We start from the raw sequence: 24,909 nt of genomic DNA on the forward strand, positions 1-24,909 counted from the left end.
AATGGCTATTGTGGCAATAGTTAAAAATCGAGGCTGATTCCTTATTCGATATTTTTAACCAAAAATTGACTTAAATTGTTATTCATTGGTTTAAATTCCGCCGCTCTGAGCAGCGTACGGTTATCAAGCTGCTAACAAGTCGGTCAACATTACGCTTATCTTTCTATGCTAATCAATCACAACAACATTGCACTAACCTCAGAGAACCTGGGGAGTACCACGGTTAGTCGGCAAGACTACGATGTGCTTGCTGCAAGTTATCATGCGCTATTAAAGTTAAATCAACTCTCACACGATTGCGATAATCTCGAGTTCTTCTTTCGCCGTGTTCATGAGGTGATAGCGGGCTTGATGGATGCGAAAAATCACTTCGTCATTCTATTTGATGGTCAGAAGCAAGAGCTAGAGGTGATTTATCATGTGGACGAGTTAGACCAACAGCTAGAAGGTAAGATTCCTTACAAGGATTTTGAAGGTACGCTCAGTCATATCGTTATCGAGTCGAAAAAACCGCTTCTGCTTTCCCCACGCGATTTAGAGCAATTGTCTCCGACCAACGAACTCTCTAAAAACACCGGTGTGTATTGGATGGGGTGTCCATTATTGCGTAATGGTGAAGTCATTGGTGTGGTTGCCGTTCAAAGTTACACCCTTGAAACGCAATACACCAAAGATGATCTAGAGCTACTGACCTTTGCGAGTGACCATATCGTTACAGCGCTTTATCGCTTTAAAGAGATGGATGAACTGCAAAAGAAGTTTAGTGAAAAAAGCCAGCAGTTTGCCCTGCAGCTCGAAAAGCTAAACAGTGCGAAAAAACTGCAGGAAAGTTTGTTCAAGATTTCTCAATTGTTTAGTGATTCTGGCTCTTGTCAAAAGAGTGTCTATGCCCAAGTTCATGAGATTATCTCCCAACTGATCAGCGCTAATAATTTCTATATCGCATTGAAAAGTCCTAAGGTTGAAGCTAATGGGGCACTCGAGTTCGTCTATATGTCTGATGAGTATTTGGGTGTTCGCACCAGTATCCGACAGATTGAGTCTAATCGAGAGCCTGGTTTTACCGAACTTGTCATGAAGTTGGGTAAGCCTCTGCTGTTATCCAAAGCAGAGCTAGACAGGTACCATCAAGAGGGGTTAGCAAGAAAACCTGACGACACTACTTATTCTTGGTTAGGTGTACCGCTTATCGTCGAAGGCGAAGTTCGTGGGGTCATGACGGTACAAAGCTACCAGCCAAATCCCGTTGATTATCAACAAAAAGACGTCGATCTACTGACTTTTGTCGCTCAGCACGTGGCCAATGCAGTCGTACGCCACGAAATGGCGGAGTTTATGCGCGACTCTAATAGCCGATTGGAAGAGCAGGTTGCACATCGAACCGCGGCGTTAAGAGCTCAAATCAACGAAACACGAGAAGTGCAGAAAAAACTCAAGATAACCGCTTCTCATGATGCGTTAACTGGCTTAATCAACCGTGGTGAGTTCATCTATCGGCTCAATCAGCTAATCACCAAAGCTGACACAGAGGTCTCTAGTAAATTTGCGGTTCTGTTTGTTGATATAGACCGATTCAAGATGGTGAACGATAGTTTAGGTCATGCAGCAGGCGATACCTTGCTGTGTACTATTGCGGATGAACTAAAAGGTCTGCTAAGAACTCAAGACACAGTTGCACGTTTGGGTGGCGATGAATTTGTCATATTGATTGAAGAGATCGAAGTCGAGCAGCATGCCTACGATATTGCACAACGTATCAATGACACATTGAAAAAGCCGTTTATTATCGAAAATCAGCCCGTGTTCATTGGTGGTAGTGTTGGAGTATTGTTTAGTGACCCTGCCTACGGCGATGCTGATGAAATGTTGTGCGATGCCGATGCTGCTATGTACCACGCGAAACGCAGTGGCCCTGGTCGCTATGCCGTTTTTGATAAGAGTATGCAAAGTGACAAGCAAGACGCCATCAGTTTGGAGGCCGATCTACGTTATGGCATCGAAAATGGTGAGATTCATGCCTACTGGCATCCAATTTTAGATCTCAAAACAGGTCAAATCGTTGGATTTGAGTCGTTAGCTCGCTGGCACTCTCCCGCTAGAGGAATCGTACCGCCGTTGGACTTTATTCCGTTTGCGGAATCGGCTGGGTTGGTTAAGGACATCGATCTTCTGGTGTTAGAAGAGTCATGTCGAAACCTGAAGCAAATCCAAACTCTTTTCCCTGAACAAAAGCTTTACGTCAGCAGTAATTTGTACTGCGAGCATTTTTTCCAAGATGATTTAGTCGACACGATCGCTAACATTCTAGACAAAACGGGTTTAGCCCCTGAATGCCTATGTATTGAGTTAACGGAGCGTGCATTGTTGGAATACACCGAACAAGTGCTGCTCAATATGGAAAAACTGAAAAAGCTCGGCGTGAGCTTGGCGCTAGATGACTTTGGGATCGGTTATTCGAGTTTGAGTTACTTGTACAAGTTTCCAATTGATACGCTAAAAATCGACAAAAGCTTTGTAGAGAACTTAAATCAAAAAGCCAGCAATAACACGATTCTTAAAGCGGTTATCGACCTGGCACATAACCTTGATATGACGGCAGTTTGTGAAGGCATTGAAACTCAAGCTGACATGAATCAGGTATTAGAGATGGGGTGTAACTTTGGTCAAGGTTACTTATTTGCCAAGCCGCTGCCATTTGAAGATATCAAACAACAATACCAAGACAACCGCAGTTTTTGCTCTATCAACTGCCATTGTCGAAACGAAACCCAGCTAGAGCTGTGTGTCTAATGCCAACAGCTTGTTAGCTGTTGGCGACATGCTTCTGAGGAGGAGTGTGAAGAGGGGAGTTAGACTCTTCACTTAGTTGCTCAGCATCCTTATACCGCGCCGCTATAGTTACGAACTTTTCCTCAATTGCTAAGAAAGCATCAACAACTGTTGGGTCGAAGTGACTGCCAACGCCTTCTAAAATAATCGCCTTGGCTTTGTCGTGGCTAAAGGCTGGCTTGTAGACGCGCTTGGATATCAGGGCATCATAAACATCCGCAAGTGCCATCAATCGTCCTGACAGTGGAATAGCATTCCCGGACAGTTGATTCGGATAACCGCTTCCGTCCCATTTCTCATGGTGTGTTAAGGCAATCTCTTTTGCCACACTCAAAAACGAGCTACTACCCAACTGTTTCTCGGCAATTGAAAGGGCTTCAGCTCCGATTTGCGGGTGAGTTTTCATTATCTCGAATTCTTCGTTGGTCAGCTTATCTGGTTTGAGTAGCACGTTATCTGGAATACCCACTTTACCTACGTCATGCAAAGGAGCCGATTTATAGAGTAGCTCGATGTATTGTGGTGTAAGCAGAGATTGATACTGCTCAAGATGGCTTAATTCCTCGGCGAGGGCTTTGACGTACTCTTGAGTCCGCAATATGTGCGCGCCAGTCTCATTGTCACGGGACTCTGCTAATGCCGACAAGCTGACAATCGCTACGTCGCGAGTGGTCTTGACTTCATCTTGAGTAGACTGGAGGCTATCTAGCATTGTATTGGTTAATGAGGCCATTGAACCCAACTCGTTGTGTTCGAATACTGGTAGGCGTTTGTCAACGTGGCCTTGAGCGACTTCTATCAAGGTACACTCTTGGCTTAGCAATACTTTCTTCATTAACTTGGACCAAAGAATGAGTATGGTGAGGGCATACCCTCCAAGTACTAATGAAATATAGATAAATTCTTTAATAACGCTCACGGTTCCAGTGCCATCTAACACTCGCTCTGGATTGTGCTCTAGCCAGAAGATATCTTTCACCGCGACCATGGCCAACATGGTGGTCAGTGTGGCCAGCAGCAGCACCACCATCCAAATCATTTGTTTAACAATGGATTGGCGTTCGCCCGAAAGGTCGAATTGAGGGGAAGTATTGATGTGGTGTTCGAATCGTTCCAGTTTTGACGTTAGCTGTAATAGGCTTCCAGTGAAAAAGCCAAACAGCGTCATACCAAACAGCACTTTCAAATTGCTGTCGAGGGGGAAGCTATAAAATACGTTGTAGTATAAGGCGAGTGGAACGCTTGCCATGAAAAATAGAGTGCTATCCAACTGTGCCATTTTTTGTTCCTGCACCAGCGAGTGGTTGTGCAAGACGAAATGGCGTAGAACGAACATCACCACAAACGTAATCGAAACATGAGTCATGATCTCACTGGCGCTGAGTGTTTCGAGCATAGGGCAGACACGGCCACCGTAAGTACCGAACAAGAGTGCCGCTAAAGCATAGAGTTTGAATGTTAGCCTTGCGTTGTAATGAGAATTAGTCATAGCTAAAACCTTATTATATTGCTTGTGTATCCATACAACTTTAGTTTAGCGTTCGACATAGAGAACACGAATTTATCCCCCCCCAGCGTCGCCAATTCATAAAGACCGTGCCGCAAGCTCATTCCTTTCAAACATTATGAAACTATGCCCAAATGACTCCAAGTTGACAGGTTGAGAGCAATGTCACCGGTTCAACTGCGTGCGTAACGATCTCATTGAACAATAAGCGCTTTCCAAGTTGTTTAACGTTAGGACTATGGGTTCATAAATAAGAATATAAAAACTCCCTCACTAGAAAGTAAGGGAGTGACAAGAAAACAGATTGAAGGTGCTATTTTTTTAGCTTCATTTCAGATTCAATAGCGTCTGTTTCGATATCCGGGTTTGAAGCAAATTTTTCTTTTGCCCACGTGTTTACGTGTTTCAATATTGCAGTAATAGCATGTTTTTGGGTCGCGGCTTCACCGTCGGCCATTTCTAATGGTTGTTTAGGGTGAGAGCCTGTCGCATCTTCTGCGATGTGTAACCAGTCTGGGTGCCAGTAATAAGGTTGCCCATGTGGTGCAATCCAGCTATGAACGCCGTTACTTTCGCCTTTATATTCAATATTTGTTTCGTCGTATTTTTTCATCGTTATTCTCACTCTGTATAGAACCTAGATCTGGCTCTCTTATTACGTTATCAATTTAACAAAGGTTTAAAGAATAAAAGTGATATCTATCACGATGTTAGACATGGGGACACTGAGTTTCAATGAAAACTGACAAAAATGAGAAGTATGAATTCAATAAAAATGGTCAATTTGTTTGGGTGCTGAATTCTGCCGTTAAGTCACTGATTTAACAGAATATCGTCGGGAAAGATTAAACCAAGCATTTGTGGTATGGTTCAGGTGGAAAGTGAAAGCGAGGGAAGTATGAGCCGCTACCAACAGGTTGCTGAGCAGATCAAGCAACAAATCATTGCACAGACATGGCGTGCTGGGGAGAAAATCCCTTCAGTCAGAGTCAACAGTCGTAACTTTTCGGTCGCACCAAGCACTATACTACAGGCATACCAGTTACTAGAGTCGGAAGGTTGGGTTATTGCTAAGCCCCAAGCGGGCTATTTTGTGGCGCCTCAGCTAGGTCGAGAACAGTTAGCGTCTAAACCGGCTGAAAGTAAGCTAATTAAAATCAATGACGAGCTGTTTGAGTTTCTGAAAAGTGGGTCAAATAAAGATGTCGTTCCGTTAGGCTCTGCGTTCCCCGATCCTTCTCTATTTCCGATCCAAACACTGAACCGAAACTTGGCCAGTGCAGGCAGAAAAATGTCTGCTAATGATTTAGTGTCAGTGATGCCGCCCGGTGACGACTCGCTTCGTCGGTGTATCGCTCAGAGGTATCAACAGCAGGGTATCTCAGTATCTCCTCAAGATATTGTAGTGACTTCTGGCGCTCTAGAAGCGCTCAATATTAGCCTACAATCGGTTACCAAACCTGGTGATACAGTGGTGATTGAGTCCCCCGCGTTTTACGGAGCACTGCAGGCCATCGAGCGGCTAAATCTAAGAGCGATAGAAGTACCTGTCTCGCCACAAAGTGGTCTGTGCTTAGAGACGTTAGAGCATGTGCTATCAACCGAAGCAGTAGCAGCTTGCTGGTTTATGGCAAACTTCCATAATCCCACCACGTATACGCATACAGATACGCAGAAAACCAAAATCACCGCGTTGGCTGAACAATATCAAGTCCCCATTATTGAGGACGACGTATATGGTGAGTTGTATTTTGAAACCAGCAAACCAAAACCGCTAAAAGCATTCGATGATGTGGGTAATGTGCTGCTGTGCGGTTCGTTTTCTAAAAGCCTTTGTCCGGGGTATCGCGTGGGTTGGGTCGTCAGTGATAAGTACAATGAGCACATCCAGCGCTTGCAACTGATGTCGACTTTATCGGGAAGTGCGCCGATTCAAAATGGCATCGCACACTTTCTGCAACATGACAGCTTCGATAGCCACTTGCGTAAGCTAAGAAAAACGTTGCAAGAGCGGCGAGACAGCATGTTAGCGCTGATTCATAGCTGCTTTCCTGCCGGCACCAAAGTGAGTTGTCCAACAGGAGGCTATTTCTTGTGGCTTGAGCTTGCTGAACACATCAATGCCCGGCACGTGTACGAATGTGCGGTAGAGCAGGGAGCCACTGTTGCCTATGGCAAGTTATTTTCTACGTCTGAACATCATCAGTCTTGTTTACGTCTTAACTACTCTTATCCGTTAGACACTAGAGCCAAGCAGGTCATTGAAAAAATGGCTGATTTAGTTCGTAAATCTAACTGATTGTCTGTTTTTCGATAGAACTGTATCACGTGTAACTATAATGCCTGTGATGAAATAGCCTGTAGTGTTAGTAGCCATTGCGGGAGCGGAAAATGGAGAAACAGGAATCTAAACATGAAGTTCGTCTGATTGTTGTCGCGATCAGTATCGCTTTTTTATTGGTCTTTGCTCATCTCATCTTAGCCAAATCATTTGCTGAACTGGCGTGGACGGAATACACCGCTGCGGCCATTCCCTTTGTTATGTTGTGTCTGTGTTGGTTTGGTATTCGATATGCGGAAAAAGCAGGATAGGGGTTCCAAGCGTTTAGCCCAAAAAAAAAGCCTCCGATTATCGGAGGCTTTTTCGTCAATGCTCAGTATCTAAAGTAGTTTAGATTAGAAGTTTGCGGAACGTGGAGTACGTGGGAATGGGATTACGTCACGAACGTTACCCATGCCTGTTACGTAAGACACTAGACGTTCGAAACCTAGGCCAAAGCCAGCGTGAGGTACTGTGCCGTAACGGCGTAGGTCGCGATACCAGCTCATGTGCTCTGGATCGATACCCATCTCAACCATACGTGCATCTAGGATATCTAGGCGCTCTTCACGTTGAGAACCACCGATGATCTCACCGATACCTGGTGCTAGAACATCCATTGCTGCAACCGTTTTGCCATCATCGTTTAGACGCATGTAGAAAGCTTTGATGTCTTTCGGGTAGTTCTTAACGATTACTGGTGCTTTAAAGTGTTCTTCTGCTAGGAAACGCTCGTGCTCAGAAGACATGTCGATACCCCATTCAACTGGGAATTCGAACTCTTTACCAGAATCCAATAGGATTTGGATAGCATCGGTGTAATCTACTTGAGCGAAGTCAGAGTCAACGAACTGCTCTAGACGAGAGATCGCTTGCTTGTCGATGCGTTGCGCGAAGAATTCTAAGTCGTCACGACGCTCTTCAAGAACCGCTTTGAACACATACTTAAGCATGTCTTCAGCAAGTTTCGCTACATCATCAAGTTCTGCAAAAGCAACTTCTGGTTCAACCATCCAGAATTCAGCCAAGTGACGGCTTGTGTTTGAGTTCTCTGCACGGAAAGTCGGACCAAAGGTGTAAACTTTGCTCAGTGCACAAGCGTAAGCTTCTGCGTTTAGCTGACCAGATACAGTAAGGAATGTTTCTTTGCCGAAGAAGTCTTCGTTGTAGTCCACTTCACCTTTGTCTGTCAGTGGCAAGTTCGCGTGGTCCAGTGTTGAAACACGGAACATCTCACCCGCACCTTCTGCATCTGAAGCCGTAATTAGTGGCGCAGACATCCAGAAGTAACCTTGTTCGTGGTAGAAACGGTGAATTGCTTGAGATAAACAGTTACGTACACGAGCTACTGCACCGATCACGTTAGTACGTGGACGAAGGTGCGCAACTTCACGAAGGTACTCGATTGAGTGACGAGTTTTCGCCATTGGGTATGTGTCTGCATCTTCAACTAGGCCTACCACTTTTACGTTAGTAGCGGCTAGTTCAAAATCTTGCCCTTTAGCAGGAGACTCAACAATCTTACCTGTTACTTCAACAGAGCAGCCAGTCGTTAGCTTTAGCACTTCGTCTTCGTAATTATTAAGATTATTAGGGACCACGGCCTGAATCGGGTCGAAACAAGAGCCGTCGTAAATGGCAAGGAAAGAGATTCCAGCTTTGGAATCACGACGTGAACGGATCCAGCCGCGAACAGTTACTTCACTGTCTACCGCTAGCTTACCGCTAAGTACGTCTGTTACAGGCGCGTAAGTCATGTTGGTTTCATTCTCCATTGAGGGACAAATTCAACCCAACAATATCGGTGATAAGAAGGCTAAAATGCGCAAAAAATCATCGAATTGTTGGGTTGTATAAATTTTTTAAGTCAATGGAACATATTACCTGTCAAATCGTGAGCTTCAACCTTTTATTGCCCACGAAGAAGGGAATTTTACTTGTTTCAACTCGATTTCCGATGAGATAGCTTAAATTGGTTCAATAGCGACTCTAATCGTTCCGACAACTGCTCCAAATCTAGGCTGATATCACGAGTTTGAGAGGCGGAGTTTGAGGTTTCGTCTGCATGCCCAGTAATGATGTCCATTTTAGCTTGAACGGTGTGGCTCACCTCAGTTGAAGTCTGCGTCTGTTGCTGAATGTTCTGCGCGTGGCTGAGGGCTTCTTGCATCTCTGTTACTACTTCAGACATTGCCGCTGAAAGCTGTTCGATGTCGGTAGAGCGCTGGTGTGCCTGCTCGCAAACCTTATCCACGGAATCGACCGAGCTTTCACTGTCTTGTTTAAACTGAGCGATGATATCTTCAATGCTGGTCGTCGCTTCTGCTGTGCGACTGGCGAGCTGCCTGACTTCATCGGCAACGACTGCAAATCCGCGACCTTGTTCACCCGCACGTGCTGCCTCAATGGCTGCGTTTAACGCCAAAAGGTTAGTTTGCTCAGCGACGCCACGAATGACACCTAAAATAGACGTTACTTCTCCAGTTTGGCCATTAAGCTCTTCTATATTGGTTTTAACGGATTCAATATCTCCGACTAAACCTTTAATGTCTTCACTGGCTAAGTGGGCTTGTTCTGCACTTCGCTGAATATTGCTGGTGGTATGGTTTATCAGGTTAGAAGCCTCGACAGTTGCTTGCTCAACATTAAGTTGTTGGGACTGCATCTGCTCAATGTTAGCCCGAACATCAGCGGTTTCTTGTTGCTGTTGGTTGACGGCATCATCTGTTATTTGCGCAACACTTGTCAGCTGAGACGATGAGTGAGCGAGTGTGTGGGAGGTCTGCTGAACTTTTTCTAAGCTGTCGCTAACGGTACCCACGAAGGAGTTGATGGCAACGGAAAGCTGACCGACTTCATCTTTGTTCATCTTGGTAAGACGCATAGATAAATCTTTGGTCTGACTTACTTCCTGCATAAAACGGGATGTTCTCTGGATAGGTTTAATGATGATTTTTTTGATTAGCCCCAGTGTCAGTAAGAAGCCGACAAAGGCGATGCTTCCCATAATAGCAATGGCAATCATGGTGCGTTTGCTGATCATCTGATTGACATGGTTCATGTTGTACTCGAGGCGAATCGCGCCTAACACTTCGCCTTCTGGTGCCATGTGGCAAGCAACACAGTTGGTGCCGCGATAGTTTTCACTGGACTTCATCGGCAGAGCGACCACCAGTCCTTTGCCCCAATCTGCGCTTATTGGTTCAATCACCAGTTCTCCATTAAGAGCACGTTGATCGATACTGTCGGTGGGTTGCTGGTTTTCTTGTCCTGGGCCATAAATTTTGCTGACAGCATCAGCTCTAAGCACTTTTACTTGTTCAATGCCTTCTTGAGCTAAAGCCTTTTGTCTAAGGGTTTCTTTCTGACTCATTGTGCCGGTGAGCATCATCATGTTGAGGCTATCGAAATAGTTGCTGGCCTTGTCATGTAACTGTTCACTGAGTACAGAATTGAGTAGATCACGTTGTTGTAAATATTGGTATGCGGTCGATACTGTCACGACTAAGGCAAATACAAACACCAGAGTCAGCAGCAGCTTTTTGGTTATAGTTAGATTCATGTTGAGCGATTATAATATTTGGAATAAACCTCTCGATTGTACAAGTTTGGCTTGCTTACCAATAAAGTAGTAGTTCGTTAGTGTGACCACAAACATAGTGGGGTTTTGTAAATGTGATGTAAATTGCGTGTAATCAATATTTTGACGCATAGACATTTTTACAGCGCATATGACACTCGATTGTTAAACAGCAAGTCTAGATAATAGAGATAAGCACTTTTCCCTTGTTGTAGCAGGTTTGATAGCTTGTCAGTTGTAGCTAATTTCCTTAGTATTGCGTCTCTTTTGAAATGCCCGAGATTTAAGATGAAAACAGAATTGTACAAAGAGTTTATGTTCGAAGCCGCACACCATCTGCCGAATGTGCCAGAAGGTCATAAATGTGGTCGTTTACATGGGCACTCTTTTCTTGTTCGTCTTTATGTTGAAGGTGAAGTTGACCCGCATACAGGTTGGGTGGTGGACTTTGCAGAAATCAAAGCGGCCTTTAAGCCAATTTATGATCGTTTAGATCACTACTACCTAAACGATATTGAAGGGTTAGAGAATCCAACCAGTGAAGTGCTAGCTCGATGGATTTGGCGTGAACTGAAACCTGAATTGCCTTTATTGAGCAAAATCGAGATAAAAGAGACCTGTACCGCAGGCTGCATTTACAAAGGCGAATAGAACCCCAATGAAAGCGAAGTTTTACTTCGCTTTTTTATTAGGTCGGTTAGGATATCAATAGGCCAGAACTTCAAGGAGTAGATAATGGCGTCCAAAATCTCTTCGGCGATCCAATTGCTTTTAGCCCTCTCTATCTTTTATCTCGGTTACACCATCCATGGCATGACTAGTAAAGTCGGGGAGGTGATCGATACATACCCTAAGATCCTCGAGGACGTGAGCACGTTGTCAAAGCACCTTCAGATTGAAGAGTGGCTTGAGGTTGCTGACACGCTAGAAGATTTACTTCCAGACATCATTCGTAGTGTAGAGGAAGTAACGGTGGCTGTATCAGACACCAACAAAACAGCCGCTTCTATCGACGCAAAAATACCTATGATAGTCGGCGAAGTCACACAGTATCGAGAAGTGTTGGTACCAGCGGTGTTGGCGGAAGCGCAGCAGTATCGTGTAGATGTGATACCACCTGTGCTGGTAGAGAGCAAAGGTTACCGCAATGAAACCATTCCTTTAGTGGTGAAAGAGTCCGAAGCGCTGCGCCAAGACATCCCGCCAATTTTGCTCAAGGCGGATGAAGTGGCACTGAAAGCCGATCAAATCGTTGAAAAAAGCCAAGACATTGCTCAGCAAGCGACGCAAGGGGCAGTGAAAGGCGTGATTCTGTCACCACTCGATCTGATTCGAGATGCGGGCAATGAACTGAAAGGGCGTGTGACTCCAGCAGAGGGAGCAGAACCGTAAGTCACTCTCTTGCATCAAAGCTTCCCGCAGTCGTCGGTATAATAAACCGTGTGATTGCGGGATATTTGAGCACTTGGTTGAATGATCATTGAAATCATAAACTGAACGGATAAGATGGATGAACCTCAACATCGAGGTTCGTAGTGAAGGAGTCACTGCTTTTTACTAAAAGGACTGTCTTACTATTGGACACCTAAATGATTTTCAAAATTACTTCCCCAATTCTTGAGCCCACTGAAGGGTCGCCACACCAGGTTACTTCCCATAACACCCTGTCACGTACTCTCTTTACCCCCTTCTTCACCCATCGAAGTAACGCCACGTTACGCCCTAATTCATTTTCTTATTTTAGCTTTTCGTATTGATCCTAATCTGACACGAAGCTTCTTTGGCGCCTCTGTGCGCGCATGATTTACACACATTAAAAACGGTTTTTAGAAAATGAATACAAAATTACTTGGTAGTTCCCTCATCATTGCAGGGACAGCTCTTGGCGCTGGCATGTTGGCGATTCCGATGGTTCTTGCACAGTTCGGCCTGTTTTACGGCACGTTACTGATGGTATTGATTTGGTTTGGTACTACTCACTCTGCACTGCTTTTGCTCGAGGCCACTATCAAATCTGAAGGTGGTCTGGGCCTTAACTCGATTGCAAGCAAAACACTTGGCAAAGGTGGTCAGCTAATCACTAACGGATTGTTGTACGCGTTGTTGATCTGCCTACTTATGGCGTACATTCTCGGCGCGGCGGATTTATTAGTGAAAGCAATGGCCTCAATTGGAGTAGAGCTTAGCTTCGTTAAAGCCCAAGTCATCTTTACTTTACTGGCTGGTGCCATCGTTGCGTGCGGTACAGGAGTGATCGATAAACTCAATCGTCTACTGTTTTTCGTAATGATCGCCAGTTTGCTACTTACGTTGACCGTACTACTGCCAACGTTTTCTGCAGAAAACTTGGGCCAAGTGACTAACCACAGCCATGTTGAGCTGATCACCACCAGTGCGGTGCTGTTTACGAGTTTCGGTTTTATGGTAGTGATCCCAAGCTTAGTGTCTTACAACCAAGAAGCAACAGATAAACAGCTACGCAATATGGTGATTGTAGGCTCGTTGATCCCACTGTTTTGCTACCTTTGTTGGTTGTTTGCCGTCGTCGGGAATTTACCAGCTGAACAGCTTAAACAGTTCTCGAGTGTTTCACAATTAATGGAAGGGTTTGAGCACGATAAGCCCTGGATTGGCGCTGTGTTGTCGCTGTTTACTGGCTTGGCTTTGTTGACTTCTTTCTTCGGTGTTGCGATGTCGCTGTTTCACCAGAACCGAGACACTTTCAAGCAGAATAAAATCATTACTTATGTACTGACGTTTGTATTGCCCTTGATTGGCGCGATTGTCGCAGCGGACCAGTTCTTATCGGTACTCAGTTACGCAGGCATTATTTTGGTGTTCTTAGCGGTTTTTGTGCCGATGGCCATGGTGTACAAACTTAGGAAGTCAGCTACCTTAGCAGAGCGATACGCAGCTGAAGGCGGCACTGCGATGCTGATATTTGGTGGTGCATTTGGTGGCTTTCTACTGCTGTCACAATTGATTTAATCAGTATGAGAAAGGCGGGATTTCCCGCCTTTTTTACACCTTATCACTGCCACTGTTAAGTGAGCGCGTAGTAAAAACCTTGATGAATGCTGGCACCCAATGTGGTGAGTAGGTGAGCACTGTCTGCAGTTTCAACCCCTTCCACAATGATTGTACAGTGATAGGCTTTGCCCATAGCGATGAGCTGCCTGAGCGTTTCTGCTTTCTTATCGTCTTGACGAAGCCCTGTGACAAAGGCTCGGTCAATTTTTAAATAATCTGGGTGAATTTTTCCAATCAGTTCTACGTTGTTATTTCCTGTTCCAAAGTCATCAATACTTATCTTGCAGCCAAGAGATTTAATCTTGTCGATGTTAGCGTAGATTTCCTCGGTGTAATACATGGAGGCGTTTTCTGTAATCTCGACCGTGAGGTAACTGCAATCCTTCTTCGATAATGCTTCATGCAGCTGAGAAAAGTTTTTCCCTTGCAGCAGAGAAGGGCACACGTTGATACTCAGCGGCGCGATCAATGACTTAGAGCTACCAAAAATCGTACGAATGACCAACAAGGTGTGGGTGAGCAACAAGTCATTGGCAATTAATGTCTCGATGAATCTTTGGGTGTTTTTTGTTTGGAATCGTGACAATGCTTCGTAGTGAATGTTTTGGTTCGAACTGGTATCAAAAATTGGCTCGAGCTTCATCTTGAAGCGTCGTATAGCCCAAAAATATTGCAGCAAGGCGCAAATGCGCTTAAAGCGGTAAAGTACGATCATTAAAGCCGCAACAAACAACGTATTGCGAATCAGCGGTGCTGGATAGAACGATTTCTGGTATCCGTCTGCAGTGGTTTTGGTCAATATTGAACGACCATCGGTTTCCCCGACATCGATTGATGTCCCCGTGTTCGTGCAAACCTTAATCCCTGCGAGAAAGTAGTTCGATACGTAGTTATTCATATTGTGTGCGAGGTTGACGCTTTTAACTCGAACCACCAAAGACACGTCTTCTTTGTCGAATGACTGAGTGGTGTAGCTGTCATTATTAAGCCAAGTTTTCATTTCTTTCTTGTTCATTGGCGTGACAGCTTCAGGTGTGATTAAGCAGCGCGTTTTGAAACGATCAACCATGACGATCGATTCAATTAACTCAACGTCATCAATCTTGGACTGAAGCTCGGCTGAGTCGGAATAGCATGAGTACTGATTGAAGGCATCTGTAAAATCGCCCACTTTATGGAAGTAGCTTTGTTTTAACGCGCCATCGATGGCGTAATACGTCACCGAAAAAAACACTACGCTAGATACAACGATCGCGATACTGATATCGAGATACAAACGTTTGTCAGCCAAGCACGAAGACAGCGCGTTTTTAATCGCATCTTTTGCATCGTGGTTAATGCGCTTTTGTTGCGCCATTCCGTTCGCCTGGTTGTTAAAGCTTTTAAACGGAACGAAGTAACCCACCCGATGAATGTTCTCAATGATACTTTTTTTGGAAGTAATGTGGTGTTTTGTAAGCTTTTTAAACTTTTTTCTGATAGATGCGATTATATTTTTAAATCCGTTCTCCGGTAGAGCAATATTGTATTTTTGAGCGATTTTACTTTCTATGCTTCTTTGGCTGATTGGAACATTCAAAGAGCCGTAACAAGAAATCACACTTAAGATCAGATATTCGTTTTGAGTAATAGGCAGCGTAGCGTGTGGAAGATTGTTTAATTCTAGTGAAAGGGTGCTTTCCGACATGCAAATGCAAACTTGGTCTCCGAGTTCAAACCTAATCATTCGTTTAGGAGCTCCTAGGGTTAAATGTAAAGGGAAGTTATCAATAATGGTGGCAGTTAGATGTGATGAGTTTCCAGCATATCCAAGGTGTATGGATATAGTGTCACCTTTAGTTTTTTTTATAAATTAAAAAATCTTGTAGTAACAGGCTGTTATGGTGAGGTTTTAACACGTTGTTGGTGCAGAAACAAAAAGCCCGGGCAATTAATTGCCCGGGCTTTTTAGATTAATAGGGGAGGGATTAACAGATAACTTTAACAGCAAGGCCGCCTTGAGAAGTCTCACGGTATTTCGCGTTCATGTCTTTACCCGTTTCTAGCATGGTTTCGATAACCTTATCTAGAGAAACTGTTGGAGCTGATGAACGACGCAGTGCCATACGAGTCGAGTTGATCGCTTTTACTGCCGCGATACCGTTACGTTCAATACATGGAACTTGTACCTGGCCTGCAACTGGGTCACAGGTTAGACCTAGGTTGTGCTCCATTGCGATCTCAGCAGCCATACATACTTGCTCTGGGCTACCACCCATAAGCTCAGCAAGACCTGCAGCAGCCATTGAACATGCCACGCCAACTTCACCCTGACAGCCAACCTCTGCACCAGAGATAGACGCGTTACGTTTGTATAGACCACCGATTGCGCCAGAAGCTGCAAAGTAACGGATGTAGTCTTTTTCAGTAACGGTTTGGATGAACTTATCGTAGTAAGCCAGTACCGCAGGAATGATGCCACACGCACCGTTTGTTGGTGCTGTTACAACACGACCACCCGCAGCGTTCTCTTCGTTTACTGCGAAAGCGAACATGTTTACCCAGTCAACGACCGACATTGGATCGTTGGTTGTTTTCTCTGAGGTAAGCAGTTGCTGGCGCAGTGCAGCAGCACGGCGAGGTACACGCAGTGGACCAGGAAGAATCCCCTCTGTATTCATACCGCGATCCATACACTCACGCATGGTTTTCCAAATGTTAGCGAAGTAAGTACGTGACTCTTCATCTGAATGAAGTGCCGCTTGGTTTTTCATTACCAGAGTACTGATAGAAAGACCGCTTTCCTTACATTGGTTCACGAGTTCTTCCGCTGTGGTGAACTCGTAAGGCGCTTTAACTGGGTTTTCTTCTTCTTTACCGAAGTTCTCTTCGTCAACGATAAAACCGCCGCCGATAGAGTAGTAAGTCTTTGAGTACACTTTTTCGTCATTGATCCAAGCGTGGATCTGCATGCCGTTCTCGTGAAGCTCAAGGTTGGTTGTATGGAAGTTCATACCACCGTCTTTCGGGAACGATACTGTATGACAGTGCATGCCAACAGGAAGGCGCTCAGTTTCTTCTACGCGAGCGATGAAGCCCGGAATAGAGTCGATATCTACTTTCTCAGGAGTATTGCCAGCAAGACCCATGATAATAGCGATGTCTGTGTGGTGACCTTTCCCTGTCAGTGATAGTGATCCATAGACGTCAACGGTGATTTTAGTGATGTCGCGCAATTTTCCCATTGAGCGTAAATCATCAATAAATTCTTTACCCGCTTTCATTGGACCAACAGTGTGTGAGCTTGAAGGACCAACGCCGATCTTATAGATGTCAAAAACACTAATCATATCGATTACCTCAGAAGTAAGCCTCCCAACGAGGAGTAGGGAGGCTTTTTATTATCGTTATATTCTTTTGTTCAATTCCAGCCTAATAGGGGAGGAATTAAAGAGCGCCGTAGATTACAGAACTAATCGCTGCAAGACCACAGATTGCTGTGAAGATTTGCACAGGTGCTGAAGTTTTGTACTTCGCCATTGCTGGTACTTTGTGCATAGCGAATACAGGCATTAGGAATAGGATAGCTGCAATCATTGGAGCACCCATTGTTTCAATCATGCCTAGGATGCTTGGGTTTACTACCGCAATAATCCAAGTAGTGATAACGATGAACGCTAGAGAGATTTTCTCGATCTTGCTCTTAGGAGACTCTGAGCGAGATTTGATTAGGCCAACTAGACCTTCGTGAGCACCTAGGAAGTGACCGAAGTAGCTAGAAGTAATTGCCGCGAATGCAACCAGTGGACCCATGTAAGAAATCAGTGGTGATTCGTGAACGTTCGCTAGGTAAGAAAGAACAGAGATGTTTTGCTCTTGTGCAGACGCTAGTTGCTCTGGAGATAGTGAAAGTACTACAGAGAATACGAAGAACATAACGAAGCCCATTAGCATCATTGCTGCGCCACCAGTGATAGCGTCAGTTTTCTTCACTGCGTTGTCACCGTGTACACGACGTTGCTCTTTAGAGAACTGTGAAATGATTGGGCTGTGGTTGAAAGAGAAAACAATGATTGGGATTGCTAGCCATACGATAGAAGGCATTGCAGACCACTCTGGAGAAACTTCCATCATAGAAGTGTTCCAGTCTGGGATTAGGTAGAACGACAGTGCTAGTAGGATGAATACCAGTGGGTAAACCATCGCTGACGTTGCTTTTAGCATTAGCTCTTTACCAAATACTACACCGGCAGTCATCGCTGCGATAAGTGCACCAGAAAGTAACCAGCGAGGGATGGATTCCATACCCATTTGGTTAACTAGGAAAGAGTCAACTGTGTTTGTGATACCAACACCGTAAATCAGAACGATTGGGTAGATAGCGAAGAAGTAAGCGAAAGTAATAAGGTTTGCGCCAGTCTTACCGAAGTGCTCTTCTACAGTGTCAGTGATGTCTGCTTCAGGGTTCTTAGCAGAAAGAACGAAACGTGCTAGAGATTTGTGTGCGAACCAAGTCATTGGTGCTGCAATTAGCGCAAGTATAACTAATGGCCAAAAGCCGCCAGCACCCGCTTTGATTGGTAGGAAAAGTACGCCAGCACCAACCGCTGTACCAAATAGTGATAGACACCAAGTGAAATCTTTATAAGTCCACTTGCTAGACGATTGTGCGGTATTAGCCGCAGAAGTTGTTGTGTTCATTTTGGGTTACTCATTTTTGGGAACAGGAAATAAGTCGAGAGCAATTTTGCATTGTTTTCTTGCACAAAAAATAGATCTAAATCATGTATTGTTTGAGCTTATTGAATGATATGTCAAAAACCTGTTTTTAATCACGAAAATCACGTGCTACGCGTGATTATTGTTAATGTGTCGGATTAGTTTAACTAATGCTGGTAAGGGCGGGCGGAACGCGCAACGCAAGTAAACGATTGCGCTGTGAGGGGTGAATTAAATTAATGTAAAACGGAGTGGAAGAATTGTTAACGGCAATCAATTAGTTTTCATGATGTGTTGCTGCATGGCTTGGATTATTTGTGCTGTCATCCCCCAAATGAAATGACGCTTGTAAGGGATGCCAAATACTCGATGATTAGCATTATTGATGGTAAACGTGTGGCTAAACAATTTACTTGAGTCGAGTAAGTGATCGACGGGGACTTCGAATGCTTCATCGACCTCGTTCTCATCGATCACCATACTGAAATTAGCATCGATAAACGCAATAACGGGCGTAACCGAAAAGTGGCTGACCGTGATGAGCTCAGGCATTTGGCCAATAATGTGGATGTGCTTGGGATCGATGCCGATTTCTTCATTTGCTTCTCGAATCGCTGTATCCAGCAGTGAAGCATCACTTTCTTCATATTTACCGCCTGGGAAACTGATTTGGCCTGGGTGGTGCTTTAAGTGAGATGCTCGGCGGGTCAGTACCACGCTTAACTCTCCCTTCCGCTCCACAAAACCGATCAGCACGGAGGCTTTTCGTAGAGGCTTATTGGCGAGGTGGGAAACTCGTCGTGTCGATTCTTGGTGATACTCGACAGGTTGATGAAACTGAAATTTTTGAATCAAGTCTGATTTACTTAGCTCAAACAACACGTTACTCCTAGCTAGTATTTGAAATACATCCACTTATGGATCATGCTTTAACTTTACTCACTTCTATATTAAGGGTAGCTCATAAAGATGAAAGGGATTATTTTTACTGAGTTTATGGAGCTAGTTGAACAAGAGTTCGGCCTGGAAGTTTTAGAGAACATGCTCGATGAATCAGGGAGTGAAGGTATATTCACTGCTGTTGGCAGTTATGACCATAGAGAGTTGGTCAAAATGATCGTCAGTCTAAGCAAGCTCACCGATGTACCTATCGAGGCTCTTCAGGAAGTGTTTGGTAAAAGTGTATTTAATAACTTGCTGAACACTTTACCTAATTCTGCTGGTTTGAAGAAGTGTGCGAATACGTTCCAGTTTATTCGTCACGTTGAAGAGTACATCCATTTGGAAGTGAAGAAGCTTTATCCAGATGCTAAACCACCAAGTTTTGTGTTTATTTCTGAAACTCAAACGGAAATGGTGTTTGACTACCACAGTGCTCGCTGTTTATCTCATGTCTGCTTAGGATTGATCCAAGGTTGTGCTCAGCACTTCAATGAAGCGGTTGATGTAGAGATGGCGCCAAACGATGGTGATCTCAGCGATGTACGGTTTCACTTGGCGCTAGGGTAAGTTGAATGGCAGACAAATCTCCGTTAGAGAGAAAAGTGCAGCGAGAAATCGCCGCGAGAAAAGAAGCAGAGCGTCTGTTGGAACAAAAAGCCTTGGAACTGTATGAAGCCAACCAACAATTACAGGTAGCGTTGCGTCAGCTTGAAAAACAATCTCAGCACGATTTGAGAAAGTTCGAATTTGAAGAGCAGGTCGACTCGACCATGATTCAATTCGGCCGGGCGTTTTTAACCAACAGTGTTGATGATGCGATCCTCTCAAACTTTCTTGATCAACTGACCAACAGCGATGTTATTGAAACCGCATTTTTAAACTTAACACCTAACCTAATTAAAACTCTCAATCGTACGCAATTTGGTCATGAAGATCATGCCCGCTCTCAGCAAACCACGACTTACATTCAGTGGATCGACAGCAAGCTGCATATGCCGGTGGAGATAAGCCGTGAACGGGTCGGAGAGCTGATTTTTTCTGTGCGAGTAGGTGATGTAGACAAAGACTTCATCGTGAATCAAATGACCTTAGTGTTGGAGCTTCTTTGTAGCGCGCTTAGCCGCCAAATAATTCTTGATTCGGCATTAGATGCTCGACTACGAGCCGAGGAGTCAGAGCGCTCGACCAAGGAGTTCGTGGCAATGATCAATCATGAACTCCGAACGCCACTTAATGGACTGCTCGGTAGTGCGGAACTGCTATCGGATACGTCGCTGGACGATAATCAGCAGATATACCTTAATAACTTGACCCATTCGGGCGACTTACTTCGAACCATCATTAATGACCTGTTGGACTTCAGTAAGATAAGCGCGGGAATGATGGAACTCATTCCTACTCGCTTTGTTTGGTCGGAAATTGAGAACACCTTAGTTGGTATTTTCGACTCCAAAGCAAAAGAAAAGTGCATCACATTTGAAGTGGACACTCAGCAAGGCTTTCCTAAGTGTTTCATTGGCGACGCCGAACGCGTCAGCCAAGTGTTGGTAAATTTGGTTGGTAACGCGATCAAGTTTACCGCCGAAGGGGAGGTGATATTAAGGTGTGAGCAATCACCCAATGGAATTCAGTTTGATGTTATCGATACAGGGCGAGGAATTGCGGAGTCGGCGCAGCAATCATTGTTTGATCCTTTTGTTCAAGCCGACCGTTCTCGTCGACGCCATTTTGAAGGCACAGGGCTAGGACTGGCGATATGTAAAAAACTGGTTGAGTTGATGAATGGAGAGATCAGCTTTACGAGTGAAGTAGGCAAGGGGACTCACTTTACCGTTGTGCTGCCACTGAAAGCAGCGAAAGAGGTTGAACTTAATGAGCGAAATAGTGCGGATAAAGTCGATAGGAAGTCGATACAAGAGCTTTCGATTTTAGTCGTGGATGACATTCGGATGAATCTTGTGATCATCAATCAAATGCTGAAGAAACTTAAGGTGACACCTGATACTCAGGGCAACGGAGTCGAAGCGCTGAAAGCAGCAGAGGCAAAGCAGTATGACCTGATTTTCATGGACTGTCGGATGCCAGAAATGGATGGTTTTGAGGCGACTCAGAGGTTAAGAGAGCAAGGTTGGAAAATACCGATAATCGCTTTGACAGCGGGAACGACCCTTGAAGAACGTGAGAAGTGTATTGAGTGTGGCATGGACGATATTCTCACCAAACCTTACACTGCTGCCGACTTAGAAGCCATGATCACAAAATGGACGTAACCGCATTCTGCAAGCTTCAATATTGAGTTGCCGAATGCGCTTATTTGCGTTTCTCGTCGATGTTTGTAAACAAGACCCGTTAGTGTTCTTGTAATACAGGCAGGATTTTACTGAGTTTATCGAGGGTCTCTTGGTATTCAGAATCACATTGGCTATCAGCAACAACACCACCACCTGCCCAAGCGTAGATTCTGTTTTGCTCGGCCACTAGCGTACGTATAGTAATACTGGTATCCATGCGGCCATGACGGCTGATGTAGCCAATGCTGCCGCAATAAGCACTTCGGCGATGAGGCTCTAACTCTTCGATAATTTCCATCGCTCTTACTTTCGGCGCGCCAGTAATTGAGCCGCCAGGGAAGCTTGCCCTTAGTAAATCCGCGGGTGAATACTGAACATCAAGTTCTGCTCGAATGGTACTCACAAGGTGATGTACTGCGGGAAAGCTTTCAATATCGAACAACTTAGGCACATGGACGCTGCCTGGTTTTGCCACTCTGCCAACGTCATTGCGTAGGAGGTCGACAATCATTAAATTCTCAGCTTGGTCTTTTTCTGCGTGTGCTAAATCATTGGCATACCGAGCATCGATGGTTGGATCGTCTGAGCGAGGTCGAGTTCCCTTAATAGGTTTAGTCTCAATCTTATTGTCGTGTACCTGCAAAAAGCGTTCTGGCGATACGCTTAAAATCGCTGCGTTTTCTGTGCGGATGAATGCCGAGAATGGGGCTAGGTTGACCTGTTCTAACTTCTTATATGCGTCCCATTCACTACCTTGGTAATCAGCACTAAAGCGCTGCGCAAGGTTGATCTGGTAGCAATCGCCAGATAACAAATATTCTTGTACCTGCGCAAACTTTTCTGCATAACTTTGCTGGCTCATATTGGATCGCCAGTCGCCTTGGAGCTGGAACGATTGGCTTTTAGAGGAAAGCGTCTTTTCTAGATGTATGCTTAGCCATTGCCAACGAGCCTCTAACTCTACTCCAACCAGCCATGCGGCTTTGTTGTGATGATCGGCAATGACTGCCCAGTCATAAATACCCACCGCCATATCTGGTGCGTTAATGTCGGACTCAGCAACGCTAGGTAGAGTCTCAACATGTCTGCCTAAATCGTAAGCAAAATAACCGACCGCTCCGCCAATAAACGGTAAGTCTTGCTGAAATTCCACGTCCGGTAAGAGTTGTTGCTGCAACTGAGTGATGAGTTCAAATGGATCTTGGTTGCTCTGGTAGGTTCTGTCACCAACAACCACATCTGTGATGGCGTCGTGAGTTGTTAAATGTGCGATCGGCTCAGCGACCAAAATATCGAATCTGCTATCAACATGGTCTTGAGAAGCGGAGCGAAGTAGCATCGCCCACGGTTGATTTTCGATATGGGAAAACAGGTGCTTAGTGATTTCTGGATAGTAATCGAGCGGTCTTACCTGAATGGGTTGTAGGTCGTTGTTATTCATTTGTTTAATTTGTGACAAAGAGATCGATCGCTGCATGGCGTGTTGAGGAAAGCAAGAGTATCATAAAACGCAAATTAAAAGCTGCTACTTGACGTTAAAACCAATAATCGCCGAAAGCCACATGTTTTGAACGGAATGGTTTTGAAAGCACATGTTGTGAAATCAATAGTTTGAAAGCATACGTCTTCAAAAGCAATCGCCTCCGGAGCTAAGTCTTCGGTGCTAAGGCCTTCGGTACACTGCACTATAATTTACATAAAGTGCACTATGCTCAACAGGTCGACAAAAAGTAGTAGCGCAAAGGAAGCATAACAATAACGAGGCATGCAATGACGGTAATTCGCAAGCAGGACGTGATCAGCAGTGTTGCTGACGCACTTCAATATATTTCTTACTACCACCCATTAGACTTTGTTCAAGCCCTAGATAAAGCCTATCAAAAAGAAGAAAGCCAGGCGGCAAAAGACGCAATGGCGCAGATTCTAATTAACTCGCGCATGTCTGCAGAAGGTCATCGCCCGATCTGTCAAGATACTGGTATCGTCACTTGTTTTGTTAACATCGGTATGGGTGTGAAATGGGACTCGACTGACATGACGGTTCAGCAGATGGTTGATGAGGGTGTTCGTCAAGCTTACAACAACCCAGATAACCCACTGCGTGCATCTGTCCTGATGGATCCTGCTGGTAAGCGTATTAACACTAAAGACAATACGCCAGCGGTTGTACACATCAATATGGTACCAGGTGATACTGTTGAAATTCAGATCGCTGCAAAAGGCGGCGGTTCAGAGAACAAAACTAAGATGGTGATGCTCAACCCTTCTGATGATATTGCAGAGTGGGTAGAGAAGACGCTACCAACAATGGGCGCAGGTTGGTGTCCACCGGGTATGCTGGGCATAGGTATCGGTGGTACGGCTGAAAAAGCAGCGGTACTGGCGAAAGAATCTTTGATGGAACACATCGATATCCAAGAGCTTATCGAGAAAGGTCCAGAGAATGCAGAAGAAGAGCTACGTCTAGACATCTTCAACCGTGTAAACAAACTAGGTATTGGTGCACAAGGTCTTGGTGGTCTAACTACCGTTGTTGATGTGAAGATCAAAACTGCACCAACACACGCAGCGTCTAAGCCTGTGTGTTTAATCCCTAACTGTGCGGCAACGCGTCACGTGCACTTCACACTTGATGGCAGTGGCCCTGCAGAGCTAACGCCACCTAAGCTAGAAGAGTGGCCAGACATCACTTGGGAAGCGGGCGCAAATACACGCCGTGTTAACCTTGATGAAGTGACTAAGGAAGACGTTCAAGAATGGAAGACTGGTGAAACGGTTCTTCTATCAGGCAAAATCCTAACGGGCCGTGATGCAGCGCATAAGCGTATTCAAGGTATGCTTGAAAGCGGTGAAGGCCTGCCTAAAGGTGTCGACTTTAAAGGCAAGTTTATCTATTACGTAGGTCCTGTGGATGCAGTAGGCGATGAAGCGGTAGGCCCTGCAGGTCCAACAACGTCAACGCGTATGGATAAGTTCACCGACATGATGCTAAACGAAACTGGCATTATGGGTATGATCGGTAAAGCGGAACGTGGTCCTGCTACGGTTGAATCAATCAAAGAGCACAAAGCGGTTTACCTGATGGCTGTAGGTGGCGCAGCTTACCTAGTAGCAAAAGCAATCAAGAAAGCACGTGTTGTTGCGTTTGAAGATCTTGGTATGGAAGCGATTTACGAGTTTGAAGTTGAAGACATGCCAGTAACGGTTGCGGTTGATTCAACGGGTGCAAACGCACACCAAATCGGCCCTGACACGTGGAAAGTGAAAATTGCCGAAGCAGAGCAGTAATTACTTCTGAGCCTCTCAATGCAAAGACTGTGAGAAAAGCCTGATTTTATTATCTAATCATTGACATAAGTGCAGCGAAAGCTGCACTTTGTATACTGGACTAATAATTACAACGCTAGGAGCTAAAATGCCAAGGTTTATTCAAATCTTACAGATCATCATTGCAGTGGTGATTGGTGCTTTTGTTGGCTATGACTTGATTCTTCATGGTATCAGTATCTTTAATGAAAAGTATGTCACCATCACTTGTGCACTATTTGTTTTAATCGAGATTGCTCTATTTGTTATCTACAAGTTGATTGAAGACGATTAAAGTGAGCCTATAGCTCAATCGTAGAAATTACCGCAAGCCTCTGATTTTTATCAGGGGCTTTTTCGTTCATCTAGTATTAATATTGATTCAGTTAGTTTGTAGGCTCTGAAA

General features: G+C 44.8%; 19 protein-coding genes. 10 read left to right on the forward strand and 9 right to left on the reverse strand.

Going from position 1 to position 24,909, the window contains the following annotated elements:
- The first annotated feature begins 165 nt into the window (after positions 1-165).
- Entirely contained in the window at positions 166-2,790 is a 2,625-nt protein-coding gene (locus tag J4N42_RS05775) for a bifunctional diguanylate cyclase/phosphodiesterase (protein ID WP_252030454.1), read from the forward strand.
- Between the two features lie 13 nt (positions 2,791-2,803).
- Here J4N42_RS05775 and J4N42_RS05780 read toward each other — a convergent pair whose 3' ends face one another.
- A complete protein-coding gene (locus tag J4N42_RS05780; protein WP_252030455.1) occupies positions 2,804-4,318 on the reverse strand; it encodes an HD domain-containing phosphohydrolase in 1,515 nt (504 codons plus the stop codon).
- Positions 4,319-4,649: 331 nt separating this feature from the next.
- Complete coding sequence (locus J4N42_RS05785) at positions 4,650-4,949, reverse strand: hypothetical protein (RefSeq protein ID WP_252030457.1); 300 nt, start codon at positions 4,947-4,949, stop codon at positions 4,650-4,652.
- A gap of 285 nt (positions 4,950-5,234) precedes the next feature.
- Here J4N42_RS05785 and J4N42_RS05790 point away from each other — a divergent pair, with 285 nt between their 5' ends.
- On the forward strand, positions 5,235-6,635 hold the full coding sequence (locus J4N42_RS05790) for an aminotransferase-like domain-containing protein (protein ID WP_252030458.1): 1,401 nt from the start codon (positions 5,235-5,237) through the stop codon (positions 6,633-6,635).
- Between the two features lie 92 nt (positions 6,636-6,727).
- Positions 6,728-6,928: a hypothetical protein gene (locus tag J4N42_RS05795; protein ID WP_252030459.1), complete on the forward strand. Its 201-nt coding sequence runs from the start codon at positions 6,728-6,730 to the stop codon at positions 6,926-6,928.
- A gap of 84 nt (positions 6,929-7,012) precedes the next feature.
- Here the strand turns inward: J4N42_RS05795 and asnS are convergent, their stop codons facing one another.
- Complete coding sequence (asnS, locus tag J4N42_RS05800; RefSeq protein ID WP_252030460.1) at positions 7,013-8,413, reverse strand: asparagine--tRNA ligase; 1,401 nt, start codon at positions 8,411-8,413, stop codon at positions 7,013-7,015.
- Positions 8,414-8,598: 185 nt separating this feature from the next.
- On the reverse strand, positions 8,599-10,218 hold the full coding sequence (locus tag J4N42_RS05805) for a methyl-accepting chemotaxis protein (protein WP_252030461.1): 1,620 nt from the start codon (positions 10,216-10,218) through the stop codon (positions 8,599-8,601).
- A gap of 306 nt (positions 10,219-10,524) precedes the next feature.
- Here J4N42_RS05805 and queD point away from each other — a divergent pair, with 306 nt between their 5' ends.
- The 3 genes from queD (at position 10,525) to J4N42_RS05820 (ending at position 13,224) form a co-directional block, all read left to right on the forward strand.
- Complete coding sequence (gene queD, locus J4N42_RS05810) at positions 10,525-10,887, forward strand: 6-carboxytetrahydropterin synthase QueD (RefSeq protein ID WP_252030462.1); 363 nt, start codon at positions 10,525-10,527, stop codon at positions 10,885-10,887.
- 84 nt (positions 10,888-10,971) lie between these two features.
- Positions 10,972-11,628 (forward strand): hypothetical protein, encoded by a 657-nt coding sequence (locus tag J4N42_RS05815; RefSeq protein WP_252030463.1) that lies wholly within the window; start codon positions 10,972-10,974, stop codon positions 11,626-11,628.
- Positions 11,629-12,069: 441 nt separating this feature from the next.
- Complete coding sequence (locus J4N42_RS05820) at positions 12,070-13,224, forward strand: amino acid permease (RefSeq protein ID WP_252030465.1); 1,155 nt, start codon at positions 12,070-12,072, stop codon at positions 13,222-13,224.
- Positions 13,225-13,279: 55 nt separating this feature from the next.
- Here J4N42_RS05820 and J4N42_RS05825 read toward each other — a convergent pair whose 3' ends face one another.
- The 4 genes from J4N42_RS05825 to J4N42_RS05840 form a co-directional block, all read right to left on the reverse strand.
- Positions 13,280-14,992 carry an EAL domain-containing protein gene (locus J4N42_RS05825; protein WP_252030466.1) on the reverse strand — a complete coding sequence of 571 codons (1,713 nt, stop codon included), beginning with the start codon at positions 14,990-14,992 and terminating at the stop codon, positions 13,280-13,282.
- A gap of 241 nt (positions 14,993-15,233) precedes the next feature.
- Positions 15,234-16,595, reverse strand: coding sequence for an L-serine ammonia-lyase (locus J4N42_RS05830; RefSeq protein ID WP_008076795.1), 1,362 nt, complete (start codon positions 16,593-16,595; stop codon positions 15,234-15,236).
- 97 nt (positions 16,596-16,692) lie between these two features.
- Positions 16,693-17,946 (reverse strand): aromatic amino acid transport family protein, encoded by a 1,254-nt coding sequence (locus tag J4N42_RS05835; protein WP_252030467.1) that lies wholly within the window; start codon positions 17,944-17,946, stop codon positions 16,693-16,695.
- A gap of 291 nt (positions 17,947-18,237) precedes the next feature.
- The gene (locus J4N42_RS05840; RefSeq protein WP_390903513.1) at positions 18,238-18,864 is read right to left on the reverse strand and encodes a CoA pyrophosphatase; all 627 of its coding nucleotides are present in this window, start codon (positions 18,862-18,864) and stop codon (positions 18,238-18,240) included.
- A gap of 69 nt (positions 18,865-18,933) precedes the next feature.
- On the opposite strand from J4N42_RS05840, the gene J4N42_RS05845 reads away from it, so the two are divergent.
- Positions 18,934-19,473: a heme NO-binding domain-containing protein gene (locus J4N42_RS05845; protein WP_252030469.1), complete on the forward strand. Its 540-nt coding sequence runs from the start codon at positions 18,934-18,936 to the stop codon at positions 19,471-19,473.
- A 5-nt stretch (positions 19,474-19,478) separates the two neighbouring features.
- Entirely contained in the window at positions 19,479-21,176 is a 1,698-nt protein-coding gene (locus J4N42_RS05850) for an ATP-binding protein (RefSeq protein WP_252030470.1), read from the forward strand.
- Between the two features lie 79 nt (positions 21,177-21,255).
- On the opposite strand, the gene pabB is transcribed toward J4N42_RS05850, so the two are convergent.
- Positions 21,256-22,656, reverse strand: coding sequence for an aminodeoxychorismate synthase component I (pabB, locus tag J4N42_RS05855; RefSeq protein ID WP_252030471.1), 1,401 nt, complete (start codon positions 22,654-22,656; stop codon positions 21,256-21,258).
- A 311-nt stretch (positions 22,657-22,967) separates the two neighbouring features.
- Between pabB and J4N42_RS05860 the strand changes: the two genes are divergently transcribed.
- Complete coding sequence (locus tag J4N42_RS05860) at positions 22,968-24,485, forward strand: fumarate hydratase (protein ID WP_252030473.1); 1,518 nt, start codon at positions 22,968-22,970, stop codon at positions 24,483-24,485.
- Between the two features lie 127 nt (positions 24,486-24,612).
- Positions 24,613-24,798, forward strand: coding sequence for a hypothetical protein (locus tag J4N42_RS05865; RefSeq protein ID WP_252030474.1), 186 nt, complete (start codon positions 24,613-24,615; stop codon positions 24,796-24,798).
- Positions 24,799-24,909: the final 111 nt, after the last annotated feature.

The sequence above is a fragment of the Vibrio sp. SCSIO 43135 genome (assembly GCF_023716665.1).
Taxonomy (GTDB): domain Bacteria; phylum Pseudomonadota; class Gammaproteobacteria; order Enterobacterales; family Vibrionaceae; genus Vibrio; species Vibrio paucivorans.